Source organism: Leptospira weilii (assembly GCF_006874765.1).
Classification (GTDB): Bacteria; Spirochaetota; Leptospiria; order Leptospirales; family Leptospiraceae; genus Leptospira; species Leptospira weilii.
Map to the genome: position 1 here is coordinate 3,823,006 of NZ_CP040840.1, position 26,995 is coordinate 3,850,000.

Genomic DNA, 26,995 nt, shown 5'->3' on the forward strand with positions numbered 1-26,995 from the left:
TATCTTTACCTTTCGCATTCGGCTTTTATAAACTTCGCCTATAAACGTTGAGAAATTGATTTTTGCTTTCAGATCATAAAGGGGTTTATAAAGTTGAGACGACACGTATAAAGTAAAATATCTAGGCGTTTTCAATCAAAGCACTTGATAAATTTGGAATAAAATGACTACTGTAATTCGACACAAAAGGAGATCCCGAAATAGCCTAAACCGGGAAAACATCGTCCAAGTCGCGATGGAAATCCTACAAAAGGAAGGAATCGATGGGCTTTCTATGCGAAAAATCGCCGAAAAGTTGGACTGCAGCGTAGCAAGTCCCTACTCTCATTTTAAAAGCCAAGAAGAAATCATTCAAGTATTGATAGCCAAAGGAGAAACAGAGCTAACCCAACGGTTGCGAAACGCGCAAAAAAACGGGAAGAGCTCCTTTGAAAAACTTGCAGAAATCGCAAGAATCTATTGGGACTTTTCTCTCAATAATAAAGAACTCCACAAAGTAATGTTCAACACCGTTCACGGACATATGCACAGAAAGGCGTTCCCAAGTTTACCCACCAGTTATAGAGTGTTTTTAGAAACAATAAGAAACGGATGCGTTAGTCGCGAGTTCAAACTTCCCAAAACGGAATATCCGACAATAGCAAGAACGATGTGGGCTTGGATGTACGGATTGATGGTATTAGATCTTACGAATATGCTCAAACGCCGTCGTGGAGGAAAAGACGATCCGTTAGCGGAAGGTTTTTCGTATTTTCAGAAAATTCTTTTAGGAGAATAAGCCTTTTAATTATTAGAACTTGTCCAAAATTCGTCGAGCGTCAATAGAAGCCGGAGACGCCCGAGTTACCAGCTTGATCTTTCTGATAAAGCAGAAAATTCAAGTGCCGTCGCTCTCGGGATCGCTTCTGCAGATTTTGGGACGCGCTGTAAGTTCGAAACCTCGAAAGCAAATCGCGATAGCTTCGTATTTTAGAACATAATATAATTCTAATTCATTTTCAAGAAATTTTGGCAAATCCAATTTATGACCAAGATCCAATCCTACGGGGAACGCAATACGATCAATGGAACTTCCGCGGGACAAAAAAATCGAATCGGTAAAATCGACCAGCCGATACCCGCGGAAATAAATACGTCTTCGCCGGATTTATTTTTTTTAAATCCGACATCAAAGCTGGAATCCTCCACGGGTAAAATCGGTGAAAGATCAAAAATCGGGATTCTTACTTGCCCTCCATGAGTATGTCCGGCCAGAAACAAATCCACTTTTTCCTCATGATTTGCATTGGATGCGTCCGGATTGTGAGATAACACAATCCGGAAATCTTTATGAAAGGTACCGGATAAAGCCTTATCGATCTCAGTCCTATCCTCCAAAAAATCCCCGATTCCGGCCAGGATAAATCTTGACGCTTTTCGTTGTATTACTACGTTTTTATTTCTAACGGACCGACCGCTTCTTTCTAAAAGTTCAAGCGATAGTTTGTCGTTTGCCCAATGATCATGATTCCCGTTAACGAAATAAACGCCGTCCTTTGCCTTGAGTTCTTTTAAAATAGACCAAACTTTTAACAGCTCGGTATTCGTATTCCGCTTCTTTACATAATCTCCCAAGCCTACGATTAAATCCACATTACGAGAATTGATTTCTTCTATAACCCATCGAATCCAAAATTCGGGATTTAAAAAACCGTAGTGAAGATCGGAAACGACTGCAATTTTATAACCGTCGAAATCTTTTGAGACTTTGTCGGACTTGAATTCGTATTCTTGGAATCGGACCCAATATCTTTCGACAAAAAGACAATTCACTCCGATAAAAAGTAAAACTATTATAATATAAAATCGTATCTTTCTCATATACTCTCGAGAATAAAATCATTCGGCAACATATCAACTCTGATAAAAAAAGATATATAATTCAATTCTAAAACTCGAAATCAGCAGGTTCCCCGAATTAACGATTTAAGCTTTGGAAGGAAATGAAGAACTTTAAGATATTTCCAACCGAATTTTGAACTTATGATTCGTCGCAACGTTCATTCTGAATCGATTTTACTACTCGAACGCGCGAATAGAATACTACGACAAACTTATTTCGAAAATTAGAATATTGGAATATTCCTCTAAAAAATCGGAATTTCCCGATTTGGCTTAATTTTTGAAAACCGCTGTACTTTTGCAAAACCGATCGCTTATTTTCGAGTATCATTTTCACGCGGCCGAGTAGTAAGTTTACCGTAAAATTCAAATTGCGTGAACTCCAATAAATAAGTCATCTTTTAAGAACTTGTCCAAACCCTGCAGAGCGACCTGAACACGACCCATAGGAAGGTGTTTACTGACTTTAGGAAAGCTCTGCGCTAAGTTTTATCGGACACCTAGAAGCAAGACGCCTAAGTTTCGCAAAAATACGGATTCCCACTTTATTAACCAATTACAGTCGATTTATAGCAAAAATCTTTGGTGACTATATAGCTTTCTCGGTGAATTTGAGATTTTGGCGCGTCTTATTAGAAGTTATCTCAAAAATATCTTAGAATAATTGGAATCGGAATTTTAAATAAAGATAAAGTATTTTTGAGATAACTTTTCTAGTATTTAGGAATAGAAGAATCAACTTCGTCCGAATAAAGTAAAATCCCCCCTTCCACATTATGCACCTTTGTAAAGCCGGATTGTTTCAAAATCCCGCAAGCCATGGCAGAACGTCCTCCGGAACGACAATACACGATCACGTCCTTATCGGATTCTTTCCAAGAATTGATTTCGGAAAGCCTGTTCGAAAGCTCTCCTACCGGAACCAAAAGATCGGTTCCTTCGATTGTACAGATTTCCACTTCGTTCGGATTTCTCACATCAAGGAGATAAAATGAATCCTTTTTCATTTCTCTCAAATCCAATCTCGACTTTAGTTCTTTAGGGGTCATACGACAATGTTCCTCAATATAAAAATAGAATGCGGCATTCGCTGAATCAGCCGTTTTTTTCAAACAATCCGACTTAAAAATTTAAGTAATTCGAATTCACAATTTCCACGGAATTCCAACCAAATTACAATTTAAACTTTTCTGAAAGTTCCTCCAACTCAAATTGAAGCGATTCCCACGCGGAGGTCAAATGTGTGATTTCATTTTTGACTTCGTTTAAGTTGTCTAGCTCCAATTGATAACTACGATTTTTAAAAAAGCCCGGATCAGCCAACACTTCTTCCAAATTTTTTTTGGATTTTTCTAAAAGTTCGATTTTGGTTTCTATCTGCTCCAATTCTTTCTGAATTTTTTTGATTCGATTTTTGTCAGAATTTTTCTTAGAACGGGTTTGGTTTGTCTCCCCCTTTTTTAAGGCAGAACTGTCGCTTTGTAATTTAGGATGCGATGTCTCTTGTAAATTGTACTTCAGATAATCGGAGAAAGTACAATTAAAATCGCGGATCTGCCCGTTATCGACCGAAATGGTACGGTTACAAAGATCTTTTAAAAATTCGGGATCGTGAGAAATGATCAAAAGGGAACCTTCATAAGCCATCAGCGCTCGACGCAAATTATCCCGAACGACTAAATCCAAATGGTTTGTAGGCTCGTCCAAGAAAATGGCATTGGCCGGAAAACGAACGAGCATTGCAAGACGAAGACGACTTTGTTCCCCACCCGAAAGAAGATTGGTTTGTTTATAAACGGAATCATCCGAAAAAGAAAAATAACCGAGAAGACTTCTAGCTTGTTGCTCCGTAAGATCAGGGTAAGCGGACATCACGGTTTGAAGCAGATTTTTGGAAGGATCCAGTTCTTCGTGATGATTTTGCGAGAAATAACCGATTTTTGTTTTCGGCCCGTAATAAATCTTTCCCGAAATTAGTTTATGAATTTCTAATAAACAACGAAAAAACGTGGACTTTCCAGCCCCATTTGGACCGACAACTGCAATTTTGTCTCCCGCGGAAATCTCTAAATCAGCATTATTGAAAATATAAGGAGCCTTGCCGGAATACGAAAAGGTTCCGTTTTCAATTCTTACGGTAATTTTTCCCGAGGAAATAAAATTAAAACGATAATCGGACTTGGAATTCCAGAAAGATTCTTGAGGCGCCTCCACCTTATCTCTTTTTTCAAGTTTTTTGATCGCGGATTGAACCTGTCTTGCCTTCGTAGCCTTCGCACGAAATCGCTCTATCCATTCCATTCTATTTTTAAGATAAGCTTCCTCCTTTTCGAATTGAGCTTGAAGCTTTTCTTGAAATTCATTTTTATGTTCGAAATATTCTTCCAAGGTTCCCCGAAATTCGATGACTCCAGAAGGGGAAAGTTCCGCGATCGTATCGCAAGTCGCGTTCAAAAACTCGGGATCGTGAGTAACGAGCACAAAGGATTGTCCGGTGGAATTCAGATAACCTGCAAGCCATTCCTTAGACGCGTTATCCAAATGGTTCGTAGGTTCGTCCAACAAAAGTAAGTTGCCTGGATTCAGAAGAGTGATCGCCAAACCAAGACGATGTTGATAACCAGGAGAGAATTCGCGAACCTTCATTTCCATCTGAGCATTAGAGAATCCTAATCCTCCCAAAACCTTGCGAGCGTTGGATTCCAACTTGTGAATTCCGTACGTAAAAGCGTATTCTTCCAAAGCGCTTTGTTCGTCCAAGATCGCTGTAAATTCTTTCGAATCGTGGGAAACAAGATCGAACTTACAATTGATTTCCTTCGATCGCTCTGAATACTCGCGATAATGTTTATGTTTTTCTAATACAGTGTCTATAACCGAAGCTTCCGGATCGAAGTCCGGTATCTGTTGAAAAACCGAAATTTCGGTATTTTTTGATTTTGCTACGGTTCCGTTGTCTGGAATAAATTTCCCTTCCGCAATTCTAAATAAAGTCGATTTGCCAGAACCGTTAGGGCCCACAAGACAGACGCGAGAACCGGGTTTTATATGCCAGGAAAATCCGTTAAACAATACGGCCGAAGCGTATTGATGTTTTATATCGATAAATTGAAGCAAGGATCGAGAGGTTCAATGAGATAAAAACGATGCAGATTGAATCCGTCGAAAACCGACAGATTAAAAAAAGAAATTACTTCTTACCTTTTGCCGCAAGTTCTTCCAATCTTGCATTAAGATGCAAAATATATTTGCTGGAAGAGCCGTTCATTTTTTCTTTTGAAGTTTGAATCGCAGTGTCGATTTCCGCCACGGTCATTTTATTGATCTTTTTGTTTTTCTTTTCTTGAGTTTCTTCAGACATAGATATCCCGCTAGATAATTTTATGCCAGATTTTTAGAATTAGGGGGATCCGACAACCGATTTTAAGGGAAAGTATCGTTCGGTACAATCAAAATGTACTTAAAAGCCTTATCTCAACTATCGTTTACAATTCCAGTTCAAACTCGGCTTTTTGTAAAGAACCAAAGTGGAACTTTCTTAGATCAAAATCGTAAAGTCCGGCATTTGGACTCATCGAATAAGAACATTCTTACTGAAAAGATCTAGTCTCCGGATCAAATAAGACATAATTTTATTGGGAAATGTTCATCCTTTAAAAGAAAGTTTACCCAGATCCAGATCCCTACAAAATGTAAGAACGGCCATACCAATAACCAACCCCACAAATTTAGAAGGCTTTTATGGGATAATAAGAATCAAAAACTGATATTTTTCAAGTGTTCTGACAAGAATGAAGCTTTGTACTTGCAAGAAGTATTATTTTCTGATAGAGAAAAATCTCCCGAGCCTTTCCGCCTCCAGGCTCAATGATTTGCTCCCTACGGGTCTCATCACCCACCACCCAAAAATTAGGGAAACTCAACGCAGAGCTTTCCTATGGGTCGCTCTGCGGGGCGTAAGTTTCACAGAGGATTTGTCGGAATTCCGACAGATTTATCTTCGGATCCAAGTACTTGTTGGGTAAGGTTTACGGCCATACCAATGCAAAAATCATAAGTATAATAAATGTTCCTTTGCTAATTCCCGTCGGCACTCGAAGGGCGCCATAATAGAATAGGGTAAAACCCATTCCCCAAAAAATAGCCGCGATCGGTACAAGTATGCTGCCCATAGAACTTTCTATGATTCGTCGTAGGAATTTAAACGTCAAACTCATAACCGATCGTATTTCAACGAGAAAGTGATTGACCCGAACTCATAAAATTTTTTCTATTTTTCTGGATCCTGCAATAAAACGCAAGATTTAGAAATTCCATCATATCGGACTTCCTAAGTAATGGACCGCAAATGTCTCCGATGTAGTTTAAACAAAGATGATCAAAGTTAAAAATCTATCTAAATTCTATGGTAAGAAACTCGCCATAGATCGCCTGAATTTTGAGTTGGGAGAGGGAGAAATCGTAGGTCTTCTCGGTCTGAACGGAGCCGGAAAAACCACCACGATTCGAATTCTCACCGGATATCTAATCGCGTCCGACGGGATCTGTGAAATCGACGGAACGAACACTTTCGAGAATCCTCTCGAAGTAAAAAAGAAGATCGGTTATCTTCCAGAAACGCCTCCTCTTTATCCCGAGCTTTCCGTAGAAGACTATCTCAAGTTCGCCGCGAGAATTAAACAAGTTTCTTCCGAATCGATTGATTCGGAGATCGCAAGAGTTTGCGAAAGAACATTTCTCACGGATGTCCGTAAGAGTAACATCGAAACTCTTTCTCTCGGCTTTCGTAAAAGAGTGGGGATTGCGCAAGCGTTACTTGGAAATCCGAGAATTATCATTCTCGACGAGCCCGTTTCTGGACTCGATCCGAAACAAATTGTGGAAATCAGAAATCTCATTCATTCTTTGAAAGAAGGACATACGATTCTGCTTTCGAGCCACATTCTTCCCGAAGTTTACAAAACTTGCAATCGCTTCTTATTTTTGCATAAGGGGAGAATGGTATATCAAAGAGATAGAAAACAACTTGAAGAGGAAATGGAAAAACTTTCGGGCCTTGAAGTCACTCTTTCGGGAGCAAACCCCGAGTCCGGTAAAAAATATCTTTCCTCACTTCCCGGAGTGAACGTGGATAAAATTCAATCGATCGGAGAAGATTCTAGAGGCAACACATTCCTTGTTTCCACTTCCACCGAAAGGGAATTTAAGGAAAAACTTTTCGCATCCGCGTCTTCCTCTCCCCGTTTGGAATACATTCGCAAACAGGAAGTCACCTTAGAACAGATTTTTATGAACCAGGTTTGAAAGACTATGCTTCAAAATATTAAATGGATTTTTTTCAAAGAAGTGAAAGTGTTCTTCGGAACCTTTATGGCTCCTTTGGTTTTCGGCGGAACAGCCTTTTTGAATTCTCTTTTCGTATTAATTCTGAATTTTAATTCAGGTACGAATTATGTTGATACCACGGTCATCACTTTTCTTTCTTTCATGTCAACGATTATCATCGCGATGCTGATTCTCGCGATGGGAAGTATTACCGAAGAAAGAAACCGAGGAACTTTGGAGTTTCTTTTTACGGCTCCCGTCACGGATTTGGAAATCGTCGCGGGCAAGTTCGCATTCGGAACTCTGATTTGTCTTTTGATTTCCGTATTTGTAAATGGTTTGTTTCCGATTTTTCTTTATTCTTTTTGGAAAGCTCCTCTTTACATAGTGGTTTCGGGAACGATTGGAGTTTTTCTTTTGGGAATTTTTTCCTTCGCGATAGGACTTTTCGGAAGCAGCCTCGGTAAGAATCAGATGATTTCACTTCTGATTTCGATCGTGATCATTCTGACTCTTTGGGTATCGGGATATTTTTCGTACCTGTTCGATTCGGTTACGAGAAAGATTCTCTATCACCTTCACATTTTTTCGCATTTCATTTCGTTTTGCAAAGGAGTTCTGCCTTTGAACGGAATCGTTTTCTTTGTCAGCGGTGCCTTATTCTTCCTTTATCTCACCGTAAAAGTTTTGGAATCTAGGAGATGGAGAGGATGAAAAAATCCGTATTACTGAGAATTTTTCCGTGGGTTTCCCTTGTTTCCTTATTTTTGTATTTTCCGGTCCGAGACAGTATTCAATTGCCCGTCAATCGTTGGCTTTGGATGGGATTGGTATTGGTGATTCTGATTTTAGAACCGACCTATCGTTGGTTTCAAAAAAAGAATATTCAAGAAGAATGGAATTCTTATATATCCGCCGGTCTGGGTCTTATCGCTTTCGGAATCTATCATCTCCGCGTATTTTTGGAAGAACTTGCGCTGAAATCCAATTCGGTCAACTCCGGAAACGAAAGAATCCGGGAAATTCTTCTGGTTCTTCTGGTTCTTTGTACGATCGCATTTCTGATTCTGACTTTATTGAAGGAGTTGGGAAAGGATTCCGAGGGCGCGCAGAGTGTTTTGAAGACTTCAAAGCAAGCCCTAGTGCGTTACTTCATCATGAATCTTGCGATCGTTTTTGTTGTTCTCGTGATCGTAAATTACATTTCCGTAATGCGAAACCATAACTTCGACTTGAGTTCCAAAGGCCAGTATTCTTTTAGTCCGACAGCCGTCAAAATCCTAAAAAGCGTCAACAAGGAAGTAGAAGTGATCGCTTTTTATCCAAGACCTCTGGAAAATTCCCCTTCGAGCGATAAGGCCAATTCCTTTTCTTTGAGAAGAATTCGTCCGGATTTGGAAATCTATTTGGATCAATTGAAATCCTTAAGTCCACAGTTTAAGACTCGTTTTATCAACGCAGACGTAGAGCTGGACGATCTTGCCGAATTTGGCCAGGTATCGAATGGAATCATACTCCTTAGAACCAAAAAACCTTTGGCGGAAAACGGAAAACAATACGCTGAACAAAGACTTTCGATCCGAGAAAAAAGCGATTTGGAAGATTTGGAACGTAAGATTGTACAAGCAGTCGTAAACATCACAACCGAAGAAAAGAATATTTATTTTACCCAATCCAACGGAGAAAGGTTCTCTTCGATCTTTCAAAATCTTCCGAACGAAAAAATCGGAATTTTATCTAACTCTTTAAGTTTTTTAAACTTTAAAGTGAAAGGGCTCGGAATCGCGGAAGGTTGGCCGTCTCAAATTCCGGAAAATACAGACGTTTTGATAATTGCGGGACCAACCGTCGCTTTTTCGAAAGAAGCGCAAACCGCCATTTTAGATTTTATCGAAAAGAAAAAGGGAAAAATTTTCATTACGATCGATCCGAAAGGAACGGAAAATTTTCTATGGCTTTTGGAAAAATCGGGTTATGAATTTGTAAAAGGACCTCTTTCCCAAGTTCAGGGACAAGCTGGAATGATTCTCGCAAAGTCTTTTAGAAAACATCCGATCGAAGAAGCTTTAAGTAGAAAGGATATGGGGGTCGTGTTTCCATTTGCCGGTTACTTTGCTCCACAGACGACTCCCCAATCCGGCGGTAAAAATTTAGAAGCATTTCCTTTGATGGAATCCGGCGGAGAATCTATATTAGATAAAAATAATAATGGAAAACAGGATAACGGGGAAGAAAGAAGAAACGTAATCCTCGGGATGATTTTGAAGACGATTCCGAAAGTTCAGAAAGAAGAAACAAAACAAAACTCAGCGACCGGTTTGGCTGAACAAGATTCACAGAACGATCCGAACTCTCCTCAGGTTCCGGGCTTAAAACCGGAAAACAAAACTGCTCATCAAAATACGAATACCGATTTGAAAGAAGAAGGTAGAATTGTGATTTTTTCGGGAACGTCTTGGATCACCGATCAGTTTATTTCTTACGAAACAAACTACGAACTCGCTACTTCTTCGATTACCTGGATGTATCAGGATCTCTCTTTGTCTTCCATTCAGCCGAAGAAAGAAGAAATCAATACGGCTTCTTTAACCGAGGTTCAGAAGAGGGTCGTTTGGATTTTAGGAATGTTTATTTTTCCGGGCTTGATCGCGTTCGCTTCCTCCGTTGTTCTGATTCAAAAACGTAAACGAGAAGGTGAAGAATCTTGAAGCGGACACTCCTTCTTCTTTTTACGTTAGTTGCTCTTGCTCTTAGTTTTTTCTTTTTGGAAGAAAAAAAAGAAGATCAGTCGGAAATTTCCGTTTGGGAAATTGACATAGACGAAATCGAATATCAGCCCCCTAAAAATTCTTGGGAAGGGGAAGACATCTCCGCTTTTTATCGGATGCCTATCGTTCTTAAAAAACAAAAAGACATCAGAAAAAACGCCTATTTTCTCACCGTTCACTCTAAGGATTCTGAAACTGGAGAAACCTTAGTGTTCGAAGGCGGTTATAACGCGGAGAATATTTTTCGAGAATTTTCCGTTTTGAAAGCGAAAGGCGTCGAACCGATCGCGGATGGAAAGGTAGCCGCCTCATTGCAGTTAAATGAAAATTCTCCGCAGATTCTTTTGAAGTCTTCCGGAAAATTGCTGAAAAAAATTTGGATCGGTAAAAAGAAATCCTTCGACTCCACGAGAATCGTGCGAGAAGGGAATGAGGTTCTTATCGTTCAAGGAAACACTTCGGATCGTTTTACGAGAGGAATCGGGGAATTTAGACAGAAACAACTCGTGAATCTAAGAGACGAATCCATAGTCGAAACAATCTGGGAGGAAGAAGGAAAAACTCTTCATCTCGACAACCATCCTTACAAGGACCAAACGGTTAAGAAAAATTTTTGGAGAAGACTTTCCGGAAAACCAATTTCTTTAGAACAATCTCTGGGGAATTCTTGGAACAATCAAGTTATCAGCCAACTTGTAGAGTTGTATCCGGATGATCCCAACGGAGCAGGTTACGCCGTAGCCAAAAGTTTGACTAACGTTCCTGCGGATGCCTCTCTTAAAATTCGAATTTCCAACGATGATTGGATTACTTTGCGCTATTATCCGAAGACGAATATCAATTCCATCGATTACAGGCCTACAATTCGAATCATAAACGGAAAATTTTCCGAACCTCCTTTTTATATCCGTGAAGATAGTTTCTTGCGATTAAAGGAAGTTGTAGGGAATTTGGAAAAAGCTGAGCAAAAAAAGGAAGAGCCTGCAAATCAAAACTCACTTCCTAAAAACCCAAATATCCCTTCGCCCCAAAAATGATCATAGATAAAAAACAAGATTTCTCCGAAGTTAGAACCCTACTTCTTCAAGAAGTTTTTCAATCTCCCGAAAACGCTTTTAATCTTTATCAAAAAACGGGAGGTTTCGGTCACTTCGAAATCTTAAGAACCCATTTTCTTCTTTGGATTCTCGCACCTGCGACAAAAATTATTTCCAATCTTGTTTTTTCGATTTTTTCTTTTGTTCGATATGAGGAGGGAGAATGGAACCTGTTTTCCGGAGTTGTGTTTTCCTTCGTAATATATCCTGCTGTTTTATTTCTGGTCGCTCAGTTAGACGTATTTCGAATCTTTATGAAAAAAGCCGATCGAAGTAAGGGAGAAATACTTCCTCCCGCAAATATTCTTTTGGTTTCGTTTATTCCGTTCAGCGCATCTTCTTTGTTTTGGATTTTACCTTCCCCATTGCAGGCGGTTTTTATCTCGATTTCTTTTATTTTCTCCTGTGTCCTTTCCGTTCGAAGTTTGAAAAAAATTCTAAACTGGAACGATAAGGACATCCTAATATTCTTTTTGTCCGGTTCTGCGTATTTTTTGACGGGAACCTTATTTTTAACAGTCGTTTACAATATAGTTAGGACCATTCTCAATTGAAGATTTTTCTAATCGGAATCGGCGGCATCGCTATGGGCAATCTTGCTTATATGCTTCAGAAAAGCGGACACGAAGTTTCCGGCTCAGACACGGGTATTTACCCACCTATGTCCGATAAATTAAAAGAATGGAATATTCCTTACTTCGAAGGGTTTAAAGCCGAGAATGTTAAAGGCCAAGATTTGATCATCGTGGGGAACGCAATTTCCAGAGGAAATCCCGAAGTGGAGGAAATGCTCAATTCGGGACTAAACTATCTTTCTATGCCTGCGGCGATCAGCGAATTTTTTCTCAAAGGAAAAAAAGTGATCGTTGTCGCGGGAACGCACGGAAAGACCACCACTACATTCTTAATTCATCATATACTCAAAGAGAATGAAATCGAGCCCGGCTTGTTTGTCGGAGGAATCCGGAAGGACGGATTTCCAGGGTTCGAGCTTGGAAACGGATCTTATTTTGTCATCGAAGGGGACGAATATGATACCGCGTTTTTCGATAAGTCTTCGAAATTTTTACATTATAGACCGACTTATGCGGTGTTAAACGCACTGGATTTCGATCATGCGGATATTTTTCCCGACATTTCCGCAATCGAAACCATGTTCAAACGTCTGATCAATTTGGTTCCCGGAAACGGTAAAATTTTCTATTGGAGCGGCTCGGGTTCCCTCAAAAAAATGATCCAAAACGTCAAGTTTACAAAAGTGGAAGGTTTCGAGTGGAATCGAAAGGATTCTTTTCTTACTTGGAAAAAACACGAACTTTTTTGGGGAGATCAAAAACTAAATCCGGTTCTTTTCGGAGATCACAATTACAGAAACATAGAGGTTGCGATTCGTGTTTGTTCCGAAATTCTAAAAAACCAAAACCCTTCCGGTTACAAACAGGGAATCGCAAAAGCAATCGATTCTTTTTCGGGAGTTAAAAGAAGGCAAGATATTCTTTTCCAATCTTCGACCGCGGTCGTGGTGGAAGATTTCGCGCATCACCCGGTTGCAGTGCGTGAAACAATTCATGCGGTCAAAAAAAGATTTCAAGGCCATAAGATTATCTCCTTATTTGAACCAAGAAGCGCAACTTCTCATCGAAACGTTTTTCAGAAGGAATATTCATATTCTTTTATAGGTTCCGATCTAACCATTTTGACCGAGATTCATAATCTGAAAAAGGTTTCAAAAGACATTCGTTTGGACGTGAAAAAACTTGTTCAGAAACTTTTGAAAAACTCCAAAACAATCCCAGTTTATGCGAAGGATCCTCAAGAGTTACTTGTAAAACTTGAGAAAATGATTCCCCAATTTACGGGACAGAAAATTCTGATCCTAGCCATGTCCAACGGTTCCTTTGGCGGTATATATCCCGGACTCGTCGAGTTGGCTCGAAAACACGTATGAACTTATCCGAGGAACTGGATTCCATTTATCAAGAAGCCATTCAAAAAATCAGCTCTTCCATATCCGAAGAAGATTTAGATAGAAATAAAAACGATTTTATCGGTAAAAAAGGAAAGCTAACCGCAGTTCTCAAGAACGTGGCTTCGCTTTCCATCGAAGAAAAAAAGACCGTAGGCCAAAAAGCGAACGAACTTTCCAAAAAACTGGAGAACTTCGTTTTAGAAACAAAGACGTCGCTCAAGAAAAAGCTTTTCGAAAATCAGACGGCATTCGAATTTTTCGACGCACTTCGTCCCCTCACCAGTCCTTCTAACGGAAGCCTTCATCCGATTACTCAGATTCAATACGAGATCGAAGACATATTTGCATCGATGGGTTTCAGCATCATGGATGGCCCCGAAATCGAAACGGATATTAACAATTTCGGCGCCCTCAATTTTACCGAAGACCATCCAGCAAGGGAGATGCAAGATACGTTTTATCTGGAAAACGGAAATCTTCTCAGAACTCACACTTCCGCAATCCAAGTAAGAACATTAAGAAAGTTGAAACCTCCGTTTCGGATCATTGCTCCCGGAAGAGTGTTCCGTTACGAAGAAGTGGACGCTTCTCACGAACACACTTTTTACCAGATCGAAGGAATGGTCGTAGGTAAGGATATTTCAGCCGCCAATCTGATCGATACGATGCAGGTTCTTCTCTCTAGAATCTTCGAAAAAGAAATCAAAACCAGACTTAGGCCGGGATATTTTCCTTTTGTGGAACCCGGTTTCGAGCTTGATATCAACTGTCTTGTGTGCGAAGGGAAAGGTTGTCCCGTTTGTAAACAATCGGGCTGGCTGGAACTTTTACCCTGCGGTTTGATTCATCCAAATGTTCTTTCGCACGCGGGACTCGATCCGAAAGAATGGACTGGGTTTGCGTTCGGGCTCGGGCTCGATCGACTCGTGATGATGCGATACGGAATCCACGACATCCGCTACTTCCAATCGGGTAACCTTAGATTTTTAAAACAATTCTAATATGATTTCCACCCCGATTCAGACTCGTTGGATGGACATGGATCCGTTCGCTCATGTCAGTAATTCCGTTTTTGTTTCTTATCTTGAGATCGGAAGAGTGGATTACTGTAAGCGTCGTTTTAACGTGAAAGACGTTTTCGATGTTCCGTTTATTCTCGCGAGAATCGAAATCGATCTCAAAAAATCGATCGAGATGCGCCATCAAGTGGAAGTGCAAACAAGCGTGACCCGAATCGGAAACAGTTCCTGGGATTTCGAGTCCAAAATCGTCGAAACAAACACCGGAAACGTTTTTGCAATTGCGAGAACCGTTCAAGTTGCGTTTGACCACATAACCAAATCCAGCATTCCGATCCCGCAAAATGTTCGAGTAGTTTTAGAAGAGGACCTCAAGGAATTTCAGAGACAGAACAAAGAAAGTTGAGCCGATTTCTTGGCTGCGAAAAGTCAATAGTTAAGATTGAAGTGCAGAAACTCTCATTTCATTATAAAGAGTCTTTAATATTTTAGAAGCAGGTCAACTTTGATCAGTACAAAAGTAATTTTACTACATAAAATTTGATCTCTAAAATCCGATTTAAAGAAAAATCCGACTCAGCTTAGGAAAAAAATATGACGATCAAAACACAATTTTCTTGGAGAACCGCTTTACTTTCATACTTTATATTCTTTGCATGTATTTCAAAGCTTGTAGCGCATCCGTGTTCAACCGAATTTAAAATGGACACGATTGAAAAAGACGGAGCCAGCTCTATTCGCCTAACGCCTACAAATCCGAATGTTTTCGTGATTCAGCCTCAATTCGATAGAGTCGGAAAATTTTCAAACGGTTTGGCGCCCGTCTTGGTAGGAAAGAAATGGGGATACATCGATTTTACTGGAACACTTGTAATTCAATTTCAATTTGAAGACGCACATTCTTTTTCAGAAGGTCTTGCATCTGTGAAGATTAAAAACAAATGGGGATACATTAATTCTACGGGAAAAATCGTGATTCAACCTCAATTTGATGAGGCTAAAGATTATTTAGAAAGCGGTGCATTTGATTTTTCAGAGGGTTTTGCATCCGTGAAGATTGGAAACAAATGGGGTTATATCGATCATTCTGGAAAGATTGTAATTCAACCTCAATTTGATATGACGGACAATTTTTCAGAGGGTTTTGCGGCTGTAGAGGTTAGAGAGAAATGGGGATATATTGATAAAACCGGAAAAGTGGTAATCCAACTTAAATTCTTATATCCAAGTTCCTTTTCAGAGGGGCTTGCTTCGGTAGGTATTATAAAAAGTAAATCGGGAGGATTCAGCTTTGGTTATATTGATACCACCGGAAAGGTTGTGATTCAACCTCAATTTCTTGGTGCAGAAAGCTTTGAAAATGGTTTCGCACTTGTTCAGTATGGCCCGAGAATGGAATACATTGATAAGGCTGGAAATCTCCAACCTCGATTTAATTTTGAAAAAAAAGTAGAAAGGGGCAGTTTTCGTCTTATCAGCAGCAATAATAAATGGGGGGCCTTGTTTGGTTCCGATACTATCTTTCCTACCCAATTTGATTACGCAGAATTTGCTTCAGAGAGTTTTGTATCTGTGAAGATTGGAAACAAATGGGGATATGTTGATTTTACGAAATGTTCTTTATCCGTATGAGATTTAGGACAGTGTAAATTTAGAGTAAAAGTTATGGAAGTATGCGAGTATTTTAATGTTTCGATTTGTTTTTTTCAAACTCAATGAACATCAGTAGGATGTGCGATTATAATTTATAGTGGTTTGCAACTACAAATTCAAATCACGCCAGCCCAATGACTGTGAGATTCTTTAATGAGAAATAGGAAGTTGCTCTGCAACGGAATATAATATTCAGTTCGAGAACAGGAAAACATGGATGAACACTCAGGAACATGAGCTTGGTTTGGAATTGTTGGGTTGTAAGGAATAAAATACAGCCCTTTTTTTGTCTTTGAGGAGACTAGAAAAGATGTTCCCCTCTCGGAATAATGAATCAGATCATTTGGATTTACCTGGTTGATCAGAAATCGAAGTGTTACCCACTTTAAAAATATTACTCCCGTTGCCATATGTTCTTCTTCTGCATCATCGAACATTTCTTCCAAAGGATTATTGTGTAGCACCGGACGACCGAGCCCCACTTGATTCCAGCTTAGTTCCCACTCATCGTTTCGATCCAATAATTTTCCCGGCGGCACATTTGCGAACTTTTGCCGGATCCAATTAACGTCTTCGGCGGAAAGTTTCAAGAAACAAACCTCGGTCTTGTCATACTGGCTCGAGCTGATGTTCTCGCCCGTTGGAGCCGCACATAAATATCTTTCCGGTTGTACAGAAAATACACTCGAATAGGATGGCGGCTTTTCCGATTCTACAATCGGTATTTCTTCATTCCAGCGTTGCTTCTTCCATAAGGAATGATTCAAATCCAGCAATTCATTTCTGACAATCGGTTGCGGAGCTGCGAGTAGAGCGGTAACTATCCCGGCTTTATAAACGCAATAAATTATATAAATACAAAAACTTGCAAGCGTGGCTCCGATTAAAATTTTTACCATTGGTAAAAAATGCCTTCTTTGTAACTTAAACATTCTCAAATTCTTCCAAGCTGATTTTGGTTTGTCTTAAAATACTTCGTAGAATCCCACAATCGCAATTTCTTTGTGTTCCGGTACAATTGCGGTCAATGTTCCAAATTCAGTGAGTTTAATAAACTTTACGTGGCTTCCTTTTTGACTCACTTTTCGAAATCCAAATCGTTCTAATTTTCTCTTTACTTCTCTATAGGATAAAGGCTTAAGCGACACTCACTTCCGCCTGAATCTTTTTAATCTCGGGCAAAAGAGTCGCTACAGGATTTTCAAAGTGTAACTCTAAGGCTTCTTGCAAATTGGATAGCGCTTCTTGTTCCGTTTCTCCTTGGCTTGCAACATCCACCTCTAAGCACTGGGCCACATACATTTTCTCTTCTTGCCAAACACTTGCTGTAAAGGATTTCTTCATACTTTTAAATAACCTTCCCATTTTTCTCATGTCCAATCTTTTTTTGACCGCTTCTCAAGAACGGATCTATTCAAATTATTTTAATATCCCTTTGAAAAAAATGAGAGGAATATCGACTTTTAAAACAATAGAACAAATCTTACTTTTATAATCCGTTTGCGAAACCGCTTTCGAGAGAGAATTTAAAAACGGTCATCCGGTTCCGGATACAAAAGGAGTCGTTGTATGGTGTCTAACGTCATTTTACTTTTTTTGTTAACGAATCCGATCAATTACATTGAATCTCATCGAACCTGCGTTTCCATGCAGTGTTTTCGGCTCCGGGATAAGGCCAAAAGCGTTTCATTTCATCAATCGTCAAACGCACTTTTGCGGCAACGATCGGATCGACGGCGCAAATTTCATTTAAATAAGAAAATTGACGTCCTTGGATTGCACCACCGACGTCCGCTCTATCCTCCGCAAAATTGGATGTGGCATATTCGCTCACAAAACCGTCAATGGGATTCCAGAATGGAGTAATAGGAACGTTGGGGCTGGAACGACGAGGATTGGGGGAAGAATAATCGTAACTTCCATATCGAAAGGAAGGAGGGTTTAGCGACTGCCATTTTGGATCCCACCAATATACCATCACATCATCCATACTGTGAGTGAGTTCATGGTGTATTATCTTTGATAACCTGCTTGTGCTGTAATATGGACGATATGCGTCATTTGCCTCTGAGAAGGATTTTATTCTGTCCAGAACGTCTATAAATATCGTATTTTCTGCCGGTCTTGATAGAGCTCCTGCATAACCACCGATCGATTTTATATAGAGATTTCGAGTGAATATTATTTTTTCTGCGCGTGCTTTGATAAAATATCCTCTCGGATACCTTGCAATTTCAGCTATTACAAGATCTTTATAATAATTTAAATCTTCATCGGAATAGTTGGTATCGTAGGAAACTCCAGGGGATGACACTATCGTATGAGTTATGATTTGAACGTCACGATCATAGTTTTCAACGCGATCTTGAAATAATAAAAACAAAAGAAGATCGGATGTATTTTTGTCCTCTTTTGCAGTGGAACAAGAGGAAAGAAAGATAAAGACAAACAAAAGGCTTAAAACTAATTTTACGTTGATTCTCATGGATTTTCTCCGGATGTTTTCAAAACATCTCAATCAAATAACGAAAAGATCGCTCTATTGTATGCCAAAGAATCCGGAGAAAACGCAGGCGAAAGCATTTAAGTTATAATAAGAACTCCAGTTTAATTACGTCGAATTCACGTTAACTTAAATATTCTCAAATTCCTCCAAGCTAATTTTGGTTTGTCTTAAAATACTTCGTAGAGTTCCAATCGCAATTTCTTTGTGTTCTGGTACAATTGCGGTCAATGTTCCAAATTCAGTTATTTTAACGTGAGTTCGGCGTAAGAACATTTGGGCGAATCCCTCGATACTCGTGCTTCGCACGAACTCGGGACCGCGCTTTTCGCTCCGATCAACAAATTGATCGATCGAAAAACGTAATTCTTTCGTCATTCCAATTTGTTGATCCCGCTACAATCGCTTTCGCATTTGTTATATCGAATTCAGTTATTTTAATAAACTTTACATGGCTTCCTTTTTGACTCACTTTTCGAAATCCGAATCGCTCTAGTTTTCTCTTTACTTCTCTATAGGATAAAAGGCCTAAGCGACACTCACTTCCGCCAGAATCTTTTTAATCTCGGGTAAAAGAGTTGCTACGGGATTTTCAAAGTGTAGTTCTAAGGCTTCTTGCAAATTGGATAGAGCTTCCGATTCTTCTTGGCTTGCAATATTCGCCTCTAAACACTGGGCCACGTACATTTTCTCTTCTTGCCAAACGCTTGCCGTAAAGGATTTCTTCATACTTTTAAATTGCTTCCTCATTTTCCTTGTGTCCAATTTTTTTTCGGAACGATTTTTCGAAGGACGGAAATAAGGAAAGCGACGGAGTTGTAGTGGAATTCATTTTCAGTTCACTTCTATTTCATGGGAAGCAATGATTGAAGCGGTTTTTTTGTCCACATGAATATTTAATTCAGACACAACTCTATTGCTGGCATGAGTTACCGCTTTTGATGTAGCTCGCGCGAGTCATCCTTGCTTTTTTCTATTGAAGGTCGACGTCCATGACGTACAAAGTGTAGAATTCACCTTTCGCAAATTCCGTGTCCGTTTTGAATAAAACAAATCTAAGTTCCCTTTCGTCCTTCCTAAATTTTAAACTGTCAACTATGTGCAACTTACCAACCGCAATTTTGAAATGTCGATCTCTTTCAAAATCCCATTTGCTTACAAAGTAGTCAAAGTTGTTGTCGCTTCCTCTATAGTAATAACCTTTAAACGTAGGAGATGAGTTAACGATGAAAGCGACATTTAAATCCTCATTCTTAATTTCCTTATAATTTGCACATCCCGTCAGTCCGATTGATGACACCAATAGTATTCCGATTCGTTTTTTCATTCTTTTTATTTATCGACCTAAATGTGTTTTCCGCTCCAGGGAAGGGCCAAAAAAATTCGGATTATGATGTGAAAACTGATGAGACGAAGAATTTGATTGGACTTCCGAAGGGACCATCGCGATCACAGTCCGTTGCGTGAGCGATCGAGACGGGGTCAACAAATTGGAATTACGGAAATGGAATGTTTTAAGAATCCGATTCAATTTGTTGACCGGAGTGGAGAGCGCGACTCTGCGCTTGGAATTCGGAGAAGTTCTCGCAGAGACACGCCCGCAAAAAAGACTCGTATTGAAGTCCTTCCTCACTTAAACTGCGGAGAAAAATTCTCCGATCTACAGTTCTTCGCTGGAAGAATACGTCAATATCAACGACGAAATCAAAGTAAGCAAAAATTGCGAGAACACCCAAAGCCAAACGATTAAGTTAGGTAAAACATTCACAAAATTTAATATTGAAATCGCGGGACCGACATAAGCCGCCAAAGAAAAACAGATCGCAACGATCAAACCGCCGACGATCCCGCCTGGAAGCGAATCTTTTGCGAGACGAATCAGGATCCCCAAAAAGAAAACCTGAACGAGATCGGCAAGGATAGGTCCCACCCATAAGATCATCCCAACGGATTGGAAAAAGTTCTTATAGATAGAATCATAGTAAAAACGAGAGAACAAAAGACTACGAAGCGGTACGGAGATCACCTCCCAAAAACCGAAAGCGATAAACAACCTTAAAAGAAACTGATTCCAATCTTTCGCAGTCTTTAGACTCATTTTTATTTTCCTATGATGAACACTACGTTAGTCGTTGCGGACCCGCCGATATTCAGCATCAGTCCGTTCTTAGCGCCTTCCACTTGGTAATTGCCCGCGGTTCCGGTAACTTGTTTGTAGAGGTCTAGCATCATACGAACTCCGGAAGCCCCCACGGGATGTCCGACTCCGATGAGTCCGCCGGATGGATTGATCGGTTTTTTACCTTTGAGGTCGATCACGCCGTCTTCGATCGCTTCGTGTTCTTTTCCTGGTTGAGTGATTCCGAAAGCGGAGATCGCCGCATACTCGGAAGAAGTGAAACAGTCGTGAGTTTCGAAAACGTCGATGTCTTTCACTCCGAGTTCCGCTCTATCGTAAGCGTCTTTAACGGTTTGTCTGGTCCAAGGGAGAATGTATTTGTCTCCTTTGGATTCGGCAACCTTCGCGTCAAAAGTGATCGGCGCAACTCTGTGTCCCCAACCTTTCAGTCTTGGGATCGTGTTGATCTTCTTTCCTCTTTTTTTGGCGTATTCTTCGGTATAGGATTTGTTCGCGAGAACCACCATCGCGGCGCCGTCGGTAACTTGAGAACAATCGGTGATGCAGAGTCTTCCTCCGACGGCCATATTGTATTCTCCGCCTCTTGCGTTTGCGTGTTCTTTGTTCATAAACCAAGAACGAGTTTGCGCTTTCGGATTTCTCTTCGCGTTGTCGTAGTTGATTCTGGAGATTTCGGCTAATGCTCCCATGAATCTTTGTTCCGGAAGTTTGTATCTTTCGAGAATTACGTCCGCGAGTTTTCCGAAAAGTTTCGGGAAAGGAAATTGAACTCCCTTCGCTTCTTTTTCGTAATAAGCGGCTGTTCCTAAAAAGTCCCCGCCTACGGAGGAACTTACGGTTTTCATGATCTCGATTCCGAGAACGATCGCAACGTCGTAGTCTTTCGCGCGGATTTTCGTAGCGGCAGCGTCAAGTGCGATGGAACCTGAAGCGCAAGCGGCTTCAAAACGGCCGCCTGGAATTCCATAGAATGCGGGATCGACTTCGGTTAAGAAGGCGCCCAAGTGACCTTGCGTCGCATACTGTTCCGCGTCGAAGTTTCCTACGAAAATTCCGATTCGATTTTGTTTATTCAGTTTTTTGATTTCATCGGGTGTGATTCCGACCGCATCGAGTCCGTCTTGAACGGCTTCGCGCATTAAGGACATGAAGGTCTTTCCCTCTTTGGTCCAGTTTCTTTGAAAATCGGTTTGTTCCCCGCCGAGAACGTAAATTTTATCGCTCATGTTGATCTCCCTAAATTATCCTTTGAAAAGAGAACGAGCATCCAACTTTTCCTTCAGCTCGTAAAACGGTTTTCCCGATTTTGCTTTTGCTAATACTTCGGGAACCGGAAGTTTTGCTTTTTCGATCAGTTGAATCGCTTCCTTAGGTCCGCCTAAGAAATCCACAAACGCGGAAGCGGGAGCCCAGTTGAATCCCGTTCCCATCGCGAGGTCCGCCATTTCTTTCGTGTCTACGACTTCGCCGACAATCGAGAGAGAGTAACTAACGTATCTTGCGATGAAATATCTCGCGAGGTCCGCTTCGAAACCTTTCGCTTCTTTTACGATGTTCATTGCGCCTGTATAATCCGCTTCGGAAATCTTTTTGTTCGCCTGACGAATAAAATCGATGTCGAACTTAGGAACCGGCTCGTACAGATCGGCGCCTATATTATAGACTAATTTTTCCTTCTTGCCGTCCGGAGTTTTGGACATCTTGTAGAGTCCGCCGCCCGACTTTCTTCCCAGATCGCCTTTGTCGATGAGCTTCTGAAAGTAACCCGGCATTTTAAATGTAGAATGAGCCGCGTCTTTTGTCATCTCGTAGAGATTGTCCACGATCGCCTTGTGAACGTCTAACCCTACGAAGTCCGCAGTATCCAGAGGAGCCATCGCTCTTCCCGTGTAACCGCTCATGATCGCATCCATAAGAGCGATTCCGCCTTTGTCGGAATACTTTTCAGCGATCTGAGCGACTTCGTTGATGAGCTGGAATCCGATTCTGTTTCCGGCAAACGCGGGAGTGTCGTTTGTATAAACGACGGCGCGGCCTAAAATCTTATCCAGATATTCTCCGAGTTGTTTGAGAACTTTCTTATCCGATCCTTTGTGGGAAACGAGTTCGCAAAGAATCATTTTGTAAGGAGGGTTAAAGAAGTGAGTTCCGAAATAATGCTTTTGTCCGTCTTCGTCGAACGCTTTGGAAAGTCTTTCTATCGAAAGACCGGAAGACACGGTGGAAACAATGGTTCCCGGTCTTCTTGCGCTTGCGATTCTTTTGTTGATCGGTTCTTTTACCTCGTAGCTCTCCGCAACGAGTTCGAAAACCCAATCGGATTCCGAGACTGCCTTTTCCAAATCCGCATCATACGAACCCGGAACGAGTCTTGGTCGGATTGTATCGGTTTTAACGGAGCCGATCGCTTTTTCAATTCCCTCTTTCGCTTTGTTTGTATCTCTTGCGAGCATGTGAACTTTTGCCTTTCCGAATGAGGCAACAATTGCCGCCGATCCGGCGCCCATGGTACCGTTCGCGCCCAATACTGTTACTGTTTTTATTTCTCTCATGAAACTATACCGATTCTTGGATTTCCCAATGGAATAGGACCTGTTTAAAACAACCGGGTGGGGAGGAAAGTTTTTTTCACGCCGATTCAATATGAAATTCTTCTAAAACAGAACGAATGTTCTGTTTGAATTTTTTAGGAAAAGGTTTTTGCTTATAAAAAACAAAAGTTATTTTTTTAAGAAATGGCCCTAACTAACCATCCGAATTCTATTTCTATGATTCGTCCGATTACCGCCTCTACTTAGATCTGGAGATAATTTCAAATGAAAGAACATACCTTTTGATATTTATTTTTTCTGTTTTTGGAATTTACATAAAACCTATCTCAAAAGCAGTCTTTAATGTTATACAATAATAGAGTTGTTGAAAAATTCAATGCGGGATCAACAAAACTGTTTCAATCGTCTATTTCAGTAAAACAAAAACAAATGGAGAATTAATTTTTCAAAAACCCTACTCATCTCTACATAATAGAATGTCCAAAATTCTGCGTTTAAACGCGGGATTTATGCTCAAATTAACGGTATTCTATTTTATAGGGATGAGTAATATCTTAAGAAAAAGTAGAAAATTTTTGAAACAACTTCTGTATAAGATAAGAACGAAGTTTTAAAATTGATGCGGGAGTTTTAAAAAGTATCATTTACCCGTCCACTTTTAAAATACAAGCCCCTCTAATCGAATTCCAATTGTCTTCCGAAACAGATTGTTTGATCTCATCAAAAGGAATTCCAATACGATTTCCAATCTCATCACATCGATCCGTCACTATGAACCAATCACTTCCCGATATTCGGATTTTTTGAAGATCGAATTTCTCTTTTTTATTTTTTTCTCTCACTTTTTGACGGTTATAAAAACCCGCTCGATAAAAGGAAAGCATGATATCCGGACGATTATGATGCTCCAATGAAAGCAAATTCCACAAGACGGAGGAGCGATTTACCGTTTTCAAAAAAACGGACTCCGCGTCCTTCGCAGTAAAAAACAAACCCCGATCAGTTCCTGAAAAACAAAGATTAGTCCTCTCCCAAATGTCAGAATGCTTCCAACTCCAATACCCCAAGGTAAATATCAGAAATATAGAATATACTAAATAAGATAAAATTTTTGTCCGTCCCTCGGAGAATCTTTCATAACAAAAAATGCAAATCGCGATTAATAAAGCAGGATAAAGATGATAAATATGACGAGGTTGATGATTCGGTGTTATCAATGTCAGTCCCAAAATAGAAACAAACACAGATAAAAAGAGAAAGAAAGAAGCGCTAACTTCATGATTTTTCCAAAAATGAAAACCTCCGAAAATAATCCCTATAATTAAACCTGCACACAAAACCCACCCGCCGTAAGGCACATAAAAAGAATTATCCAGAATCTCGCGGAAGTATATAAAACTGAAAATCGAATCCTCACTTTGACCCGGCATTAGACCCGCGCCTTGTATGTGTCGAATTGTACTGGTGGAACTCGAAAACCGATCCGGATGAATCAAAGCCCAGGATCCGATTGGGAAAATCACGTAAGTCCAAAAATATTTCCAAGTGTAAGACAAACTTTGAGCGTCGGAACTACGACTCGTCGAACCGGTCTGCGCGGATCGCGATCCAAAGCGCAAAATCGAATTTTTCAAACGATCCTTAAATCGCAGAGTTTCGTCCCTTTTTTGCAATCTATAAAAAATTTTCCAAACAACGAAGTTGATACTGACCCAAAAGATCAAAGCTCCCGCATAACGCAAATACGCTTTCGTTTTTCCGGGTAACGTTTCCTTTGAAAAAATAATCGTTACAAGAATCAGCAAAATCGCACATCCGATCGGAATCAGCGCGTGCCATTTGATTCTTTTGAAAAAGTTTTCCTTTGAAAAAACAGACTTTGTTTTTTCGGAACGATTCTTAGCTAAAGAATCGAAATTCTTTTCTACTGAAACGTTTTTCGGAAAAGAGCCTAAATCTTCTTTTTCCAAAACATTCTTTATGGAAAATACCGAATCGTTGCGTTCCAGCCTGTTTCGAAGAAAGGAACTTTCGTTCAAAAATAATCCGTAAAAATTCAAAATTTTGAATATGAATTGTTTCGTTTCATCAAAACGAAACGTAATCAAAAATAAACAGCCGAAAAAAATGAAAATATAACCGTATGGATATTTTGTATGGAACAAAAGGTTAGCGCTGATACATAAAAACCAAGGAGAATACGAATTTGTCAGGATGGACTTCGTAGATACGAATCCTGAATTGATTTGTTTAGAACCTTCTTGTAAAAGAGAATTAGGATTTCGCGAGGAATGTAAAATTTCTACTTCGTCCGAACGATACCTTTGCAATTCCCAAAGAGCAAGAACCGCGGGAAGAAAAAAGAGTCCTCCTTGAATTTCCAACATTCCCGAAAAAGAATAATGCATAAATCCGGGATTCTGTAATAAACCGGCCCAAACGAGAGGAAACAAAAGCGGAGGTGCAATTTGACTTTTCCGTTTGCTAAAGCGAAATAAAATCCAAGGAACAATCAGGAAAAGTAAAATCAATTCTCCGAAAGTAAAAAGAGAAACGGGAGTTCCTCCCGGACCGAATATAAGTATGATTAAAGCTTCCGGAAAATTTCTCAACACGGGCCAAGTAGGAGAATCAAAGACCAATCGAACGATCATGATCGGATCAAAAGATCGAAACGCTTCCGCAAACCGAATCGAAGTGACGAGCCTTGCATCGGGATCCCAAGTTAAAAAATTTTTGTTAGGGCAGAACGATAGAAATTTCAAATAGAGTTTATGGAAATAGATTCCTAAAATAACGAACTGCGGTAAAAAAAGTCCCAGAATTAAAAATTTGGAAGATCGAATGTTATCAAGAAATTGCATGATCTCTAGGAAAAATCATTACAACCTTTTTCAAATCAAGGTCAATCGTCTAATCGGAATCTATTTTTTATTTCCAATTTTTTTCACTCTTCAAGCAGACGATCGTTCCTTCGTCTTTCCCGAAGATCACTCTTTCCATCCAAAATACAAAGTGGAATGGTGTTATTTTGTCGGAGTTCTCCAATCCTCGGAAGGAAAAAAATACGGATACGAACTTAGCTTTTTCAAAGGAATTTTCGGAAAAAATAGGGAAGCATTTCCGGTTCATTTTGCGATCTCCGATTTGGAAAATAAAAAGCACAAAATCGCGCAAACCGTAGAACGAAAGTTAGGCGGAATGGCGGGATACGATTCGAAACAAATTTTCAGCGGGGATTTTATTCTCAAAATCGAAGGGAAAACGAAATTTCATCTGATCGCAAAACCGAAACACACTTCCGGACTTTCTTTGGATCTATTTTTAAGCGGCAAAGACTCGGATCTTCTTTTACACGGAGATCGAGGCAAATCGATCAAAAGTAGGAAAAATCCAAATCTCTATTCTTATTACTACAGCATCCCCGGCCTTTCCACTAAGGGAGAATTAACTCTAGATGGAAAAAAAATCCGGATCGAAAGCGGAAATTCTTGGATGGATCATGAATGGAGCAGTCCTTTTGATTCCAATCAACAAGTCCAACTTTCGGACAAATCCAATTCTTGGGACTGGATCTGTATTCAACTCGAAGATGGAAGTAGTATTATGGCTTTTAATTTTAGAGAAACTTCAAGTTCTTCCTCCGAAAGTTTCGGAACCATTCGTTTAAAATCCGGAAAAAAAACATATTTCGAACAAGAAGGAGACATTACATTTATACATGATTCTTCTTCCTGGAAAAGTCCGAGAACAAATCAGAAATATCCGCTTGTTTGGAATCTTTATACCCATGTTACTCAAAGAGAATCAAAATTCGATCTTAGAATCGAACCATTTTTCGAAGATCAGGAATTCGATTCCCGCATCACCACAGGATTTAGTTATTGGGAAGGAGCCGTAAAAGTTCAAGGAACACGAGACGGAAAATCCGTTCGCGGAATCGGCTATTTGGAACTTAAAGGAGCTCGAGATTAAGATTCGAAAATAAATCGATTCATTTCTCTTAACAATTGAAATACTTTTTCGAAAAAGTCTTTGTCATAAGATCTGATTCGTCGAAACTGTTTTTCAGAACCGGAAACGTAATG

The 26,995-nt window shown here is 40.0% G+C and carries 25 protein-coding genes and 3 pseudogenes (1 of these 28 cut by a window edge); 12 read left to right on the top strand and 16 right to left on the bottom strand.

The window, feature by feature from the left end; all coding sequences use genetic code 11:
• Window positions 1–163 precede the first annotated feature (163 nt).
• Window positions 164–778: a TetR/AcrR family transcriptional regulator gene (locus FHG67_RS18660; RefSeq protein ID WP_002616229.1), complete on the top strand. Its 615-nt coding sequence runs from the start codon at window positions 164–166 to the stop codon at window positions 776–778.
• A gap of 263 nt (window positions 779–1,041) precedes the next feature.
• Here the strand turns inward: FHG67_RS18660 and FHG67_RS18670 are convergent, their stop codons facing one another.
• From FHG67_RS18670 to FHG67_RS18690, 4 genes are all read right to left on the bottom strand, one after another.
• The gene (locus tag FHG67_RS18670) at window positions 1,042–1,860 is read right to left on the bottom strand and encodes a metallophosphoesterase (RefSeq protein ID WP_004497082.1); all 819 of its coding nucleotides are present in this window, start codon (window positions 1,858–1,860) and stop codon (window positions 1,042–1,044) included.
• 734 nt (window positions 1,861–2,594) lie between these two features.
• On the bottom strand, window positions 2,595–2,930 hold the full coding sequence (locus FHG67_RS18680; RefSeq protein ID WP_002620951.1) for a rhodanese-like domain-containing protein: 336 nt from the start codon (window positions 2,928–2,930) through the stop codon (window positions 2,595–2,597).
• 124 nt (window positions 2,931–3,054) lie between these two features.
• On the bottom strand, window positions 3,055–4,998 hold the full coding sequence (locus tag FHG67_RS18685; protein ID WP_142499880.1) for an ABC-F family ATP-binding cassette domain-containing protein: 1,944 nt from the start codon (window positions 4,996–4,998) through the stop codon (window positions 3,055–3,057).
• A gap of 73 nt (window positions 4,999–5,071) precedes the next feature.
• Window positions 5,072–5,242 (bottom strand): hypothetical protein, encoded by a 171-nt coding sequence (locus FHG67_RS18690; RefSeq protein WP_004500532.1) that lies wholly within the window; start codon window positions 5,240–5,242, stop codon window positions 5,072–5,074.
• A 1,013-nt stretch (window positions 5,243–6,255) separates the two neighbouring features.
• On the opposite strand from FHG67_RS18690, the gene FHG67_RS18695 reads away from it, so the two are divergent.
• The 9 genes from FHG67_RS18695 (at window position 6,256) to FHG67_RS18735 (ending at window position 15,691) form a co-directional block, all read left to right on the top strand.
• Window positions 6,256–7,185, top strand: a complete 930-nt coding sequence (locus tag FHG67_RS18695) for an ABC transporter ATP-binding protein (protein WP_061230926.1) — start codon at window positions 6,256–6,258, stop codon at window positions 7,183–7,185.
• Between the two features lie 6 nt (window positions 7,186–7,191).
• The gene (locus FHG67_RS18700; protein ID WP_002620890.1) at window positions 7,192–7,920 is read left to right on the top strand and encodes an ABC transporter permease; all 729 of its coding nucleotides are present in this window, start codon (window positions 7,192–7,194) and stop codon (window positions 7,918–7,920) included.
• Window positions 7,917–9,914 carry a motility-associated ABC transporter substrate-binding family protein gene (locus tag FHG67_RS18705; RefSeq protein ID WP_142499881.1) on the top strand — a complete coding sequence of 666 codons (1,998 nt, stop codon included), beginning with the start codon at window positions 7,917–7,919 and terminating at the stop codon, window positions 9,912–9,914. The genes FHG67_RS18700 and FHG67_RS18705 overlap by 4 nt, the downstream gene beginning before the upstream one ends.
• Window positions 9,911–11,011, top strand: a complete 1,101-nt coding sequence (locus FHG67_RS18710; RefSeq protein ID WP_004504026.1) for a DUF4340 domain-containing protein — start codon at window positions 9,911–9,913, stop codon at window positions 11,009–11,011. Before FHG67_RS18705 ends, FHG67_RS18710 begins: the two co-directional genes overlap by 4 nt.
• Complete coding sequence (locus FHG67_RS18715) at window positions 11,008–11,625, top strand: hypothetical protein (protein WP_002620878.1); 618 nt, start codon at window positions 11,008–11,010, stop codon at window positions 11,623–11,625. The genes FHG67_RS18710 and FHG67_RS18715 overlap by 4 nt, the downstream gene beginning before the upstream one ends.
• A complete protein-coding gene (locus FHG67_RS18720; RefSeq protein ID WP_016760447.1) occupies window positions 11,622–13,019 on the top strand; it encodes a UDP-N-acetylmuramate--L-alanine ligase in 1,398 nt (465 codons plus the stop codon). Before FHG67_RS18715 ends, FHG67_RS18720 begins: the two co-directional genes overlap by 4 nt.
• Window positions 13,016–14,041 (top strand): phenylalanine--tRNA ligase subunit alpha, encoded by a 1,026-nt coding sequence (gene pheS, locus FHG67_RS18725; RefSeq protein ID WP_004497088.1) that lies wholly within the window; start codon window positions 13,016–13,018, stop codon window positions 14,039–14,041. Before FHG67_RS18720 ends, pheS begins: the two co-directional genes overlap by 4 nt.
• Before the next feature lies 1 nt (window position 14,042).
• Complete coding sequence (locus FHG67_RS18730) at window positions 14,043–14,465, top strand: acyl-CoA thioesterase (protein WP_004501213.1); 423 nt, start codon at window positions 14,043–14,045, stop codon at window positions 14,463–14,465.
• 188 nt (window positions 14,466–14,653) lie between these two features.
• Window positions 14,654–15,691, top strand: a complete 1,038-nt coding sequence (locus tag FHG67_RS18735; protein ID WP_036075103.1) for a WG repeat-containing protein — start codon at window positions 14,654–14,656, stop codon at window positions 15,689–15,691.
• Window positions 15,692–15,828: 137 nt separating this feature from the next.
• Here FHG67_RS18735 and FHG67_RS18740 read toward each other — a convergent pair whose 3' ends face one another.
• The 12 genes and pseudogenes from FHG67_RS18740 to FHG67_RS18805 form a co-directional block, all read right to left on the bottom strand.
• Entirely contained in the window at window positions 15,829–16,644 is an 816-nt protein-coding gene (locus FHG67_RS18740) for a hypothetical protein (protein ID WP_004501244.1), read from the bottom strand.
• Window positions 16,637–16,860: pseudogene (locus FHG67_RS22765) on the bottom strand (type II toxin-antitoxin system HicA family toxin). The gene FHG67_RS18740 and the pseudogene FHG67_RS22765 overlap by 8 nt, the downstream one beginning before the upstream one ends.
• Window positions 16,850–17,014, bottom strand: a complete 165-nt coding sequence (locus tag FHG67_RS18750) for a type II toxin-antitoxin system HicB family antitoxin (RefSeq protein ID WP_004501253.1) — start codon at window positions 17,012–17,014, stop codon at window positions 16,850–16,852. Before FHG67_RS18750 ends, FHG67_RS22765 begins: the two are co-directional and overlap by 11 nt.
• Before the next feature lie 310 nt (window positions 17,015–17,324).
• A complete protein-coding gene (locus FHG67_RS18760; RefSeq protein ID WP_004501219.1) occupies window positions 17,325–18,197 on the bottom strand; it encodes an LIC13305 family lipoprotein in 873 nt (290 codons plus the stop codon).
• A gap of 147 nt (window positions 18,198–18,344) precedes the next feature.
• Window positions 18,345–18,473, bottom strand: a pseudogene (locus FHG67_RS18765) (type II toxin-antitoxin system HicA family toxin); the annotation flags it as partial.
• A 79-nt stretch (window positions 18,474–18,552) separates the two neighbouring features.
• Window positions 18,553–18,696: pseudogene (locus FHG67_RS22925) on the bottom strand (hypothetical protein); the annotation flags it as partial.
• 47 nt (window positions 18,697–18,743) lie between these two features.
• Window positions 18,744–18,896, bottom strand: coding sequence for a hypothetical protein (locus FHG67_RS18780; protein ID WP_000035982.1), 153 nt, complete (start codon window positions 18,894–18,896; stop codon window positions 18,744–18,746).
• 292 nt (window positions 18,897–19,188) lie between these two features.
• On the bottom strand, window positions 19,189–19,515 hold the full coding sequence (locus FHG67_RS18785) for a hypothetical protein (protein ID WP_004501226.1): 327 nt from the start codon (window positions 19,513–19,515) through the stop codon (window positions 19,189–19,191).
• 360 nt (window positions 19,516–19,875) lie between these two features.
• Window positions 19,876–20,313, bottom strand: coding sequence for a hypothetical protein (locus tag FHG67_RS18790; RefSeq protein WP_004501224.1), 438 nt, complete (start codon window positions 20,311–20,313; stop codon window positions 19,876–19,878).
• 2 nt (window positions 20,314–20,315) lie between these two features.
• Complete coding sequence (locus FHG67_RS18795) at window positions 20,316–21,581, bottom strand: acetyl-CoA acetyltransferase (RefSeq protein ID WP_004501269.1); 1,266 nt, start codon at window positions 21,579–21,581, stop codon at window positions 20,316–20,318.
• Between the two features lie 15 nt (window positions 21,582–21,596).
• A complete protein-coding gene (locus tag FHG67_RS18800; RefSeq protein WP_004499640.1) occupies window positions 21,597–22,907 on the bottom strand; it encodes a 3-hydroxyacyl-CoA dehydrogenase family protein in 1,311 nt (436 codons plus the stop codon).
• A 644-nt stretch (window positions 22,908–23,551) separates the two neighbouring features.
• Window positions 23,552–25,771, bottom strand: a complete 2,220-nt coding sequence (locus FHG67_RS18805; RefSeq protein WP_004499639.1) for a hypothetical protein — start codon at window positions 25,769–25,771, stop codon at window positions 23,552–23,554.
• On the opposite strand from FHG67_RS18805, the gene FHG67_RS18810 reads away from it, so the two are divergent.
• Window positions 25,770–26,882 carry a carotenoid 1,2-hydratase gene (locus tag FHG67_RS18810; RefSeq protein ID WP_004501197.1) on the top strand — a complete coding sequence of 371 codons (1,113 nt, stop codon included), beginning with the start codon at window positions 25,770–25,772 and terminating at the stop codon, window positions 26,880–26,882. The genes FHG67_RS18805 and FHG67_RS18810 overlap by 2 nt on opposite strands.
• Window positions 26,883–26,992: 110 nt before the next feature.
• Window positions 26,993–26,995 carry the beginning of an ABC transporter permease subunit gene (locus FHG67_RS18815; RefSeq protein ID WP_004499648.1) on the top strand. It continues 1,008 nt past the right edge of the window, so 3 of the gene's 1,011 nt are visible here — the first part of the coding sequence; it begins with the start codon at window positions 26,993–26,995; its stop codon lies beyond the right edge, outside the window.

What these genes read in the sequence shown, in the direction of transcription:
- FHG67_RS18660 (WP_002616229.1), top strand. Translation starts at nt 164, where the DNA reads ATGACTACTGTAATTCGACACAAAAGGAGATCCCGAAATAGCCTAAAC.
- FHG67_RS18670 (WP_004497082.1), bottom strand. Translation starts at nt 1,860, where the DNA reads ATGAGAAAGATACGATTTTATATTATAATAGTTTTACTTTTTATCGGA.
- FHG67_RS18680 (WP_002620951.1), bottom strand. Translation starts at nt 2,930, where the DNA reads ATGACCCCTAAAGAACTAAAGTCGAGATTGGATTTGAGAGAAATGAAA.
- FHG67_RS18690 (WP_004500532.1), bottom strand. Translation starts at nt 5,242, where the DNA reads ATGTCTGAAGAAACTCAAGAAAAGAAAAACAAAAAGATCAATAAAATG.
- FHG67_RS18695 (WP_061230926.1), top strand. Translation starts at nt 6,256, where the DNA reads ATGATCAAAGTTAAAAATCTATCTAAATTCTATGGTAAGAAACTCGCC.
- FHG67_RS18700 (WP_002620890.1), top strand. Translation starts at nt 7,192, where the DNA reads ATGCTTCAAAATATTAAATGGATTTTTTTCAAAGAAGTGAAAGTGTTC.
- FHG67_RS18705 (WP_142499881.1), top strand. Translation starts at nt 7,917, where the DNA reads ATGAAAAAATCCGTATTACTGAGAATTTTTCCGTGGGTTTCCCTTGTT.
- FHG67_RS18715 (WP_002620878.1), top strand. Translation starts at nt 11,008, where the DNA reads ATGATCATAGATAAAAAACAAGATTTCTCCGAAGTTAGAACCCTACTT.
- pheS (WP_004497088.1), top strand. Translation starts at nt 13,016, where the DNA reads ATGAACTTATCCGAGGAACTGGATTCCATTTATCAAGAAGCCATTCAA.
- FHG67_RS18730 (WP_004501213.1), top strand. Translation starts at nt 14,043, where the DNA reads ATGATTTCCACCCCGATTCAGACTCGTTGGATGGACATGGATCCGTTC.
- FHG67_RS18735 (WP_036075103.1), top strand. Translation starts at nt 14,654, where the DNA reads ATGACGATCAAAACACAATTTTCTTGGAGAACCGCTTTACTTTCATAC.
- FHG67_RS18740 (WP_004501244.1), bottom strand. Translation starts at nt 16,644, where the DNA reads ATGTTTAAGTTACAAAGAAGGCATTTTTTACCAATGGTAAAAATTTTA.
- FHG67_RS18750 (WP_004501253.1), bottom strand. Translation starts at nt 17,014, where the DNA reads ATGTATGTGGCCCAGTGCTTAGAGGTGGATGTTGCAAGCCAAGGAGAA.
- FHG67_RS18760 (WP_004501219.1), bottom strand. Translation starts at nt 18,197, where the DNA reads ATGAGAATCAACGTAAAATTAGTTTTAAGCCTTTTGTTTGTCTTTATC.
- FHG67_RS18790 (WP_004501224.1), bottom strand. Translation starts at nt 20,313, where the DNA reads ATGAGTCTAAAGACTGCGAAAGATTGGAATCAGTTTCTTTTAAGGTTG.
- FHG67_RS18795 (WP_004501269.1), bottom strand. Translation starts at nt 21,581, where the DNA reads ATGAGCGATAAAATTTACGTTCTCGGCGGGGAACAAACCGATTTTCAA.
- FHG67_RS18800 (WP_004499640.1), bottom strand. Translation starts at nt 22,907, where the DNA reads ATGAGAGAAATAAAAACAGTAACAGTATTGGGCGCGAACGGTACCATG.
- FHG67_RS18810 (WP_004501197.1), top strand. Translation starts at nt 25,770, where the DNA reads ATGATCTCTAGGAAAAATCATTACAACCTTTTTCAAATCAAGGTCAAT.
- FHG67_RS18805 (WP_004499639.1), bottom strand. Translation starts at nt 25,771, where the DNA reads ATGCAATTTCTTGATAACATTCGATCTTCCAAATTTTTAATTCTGGGA.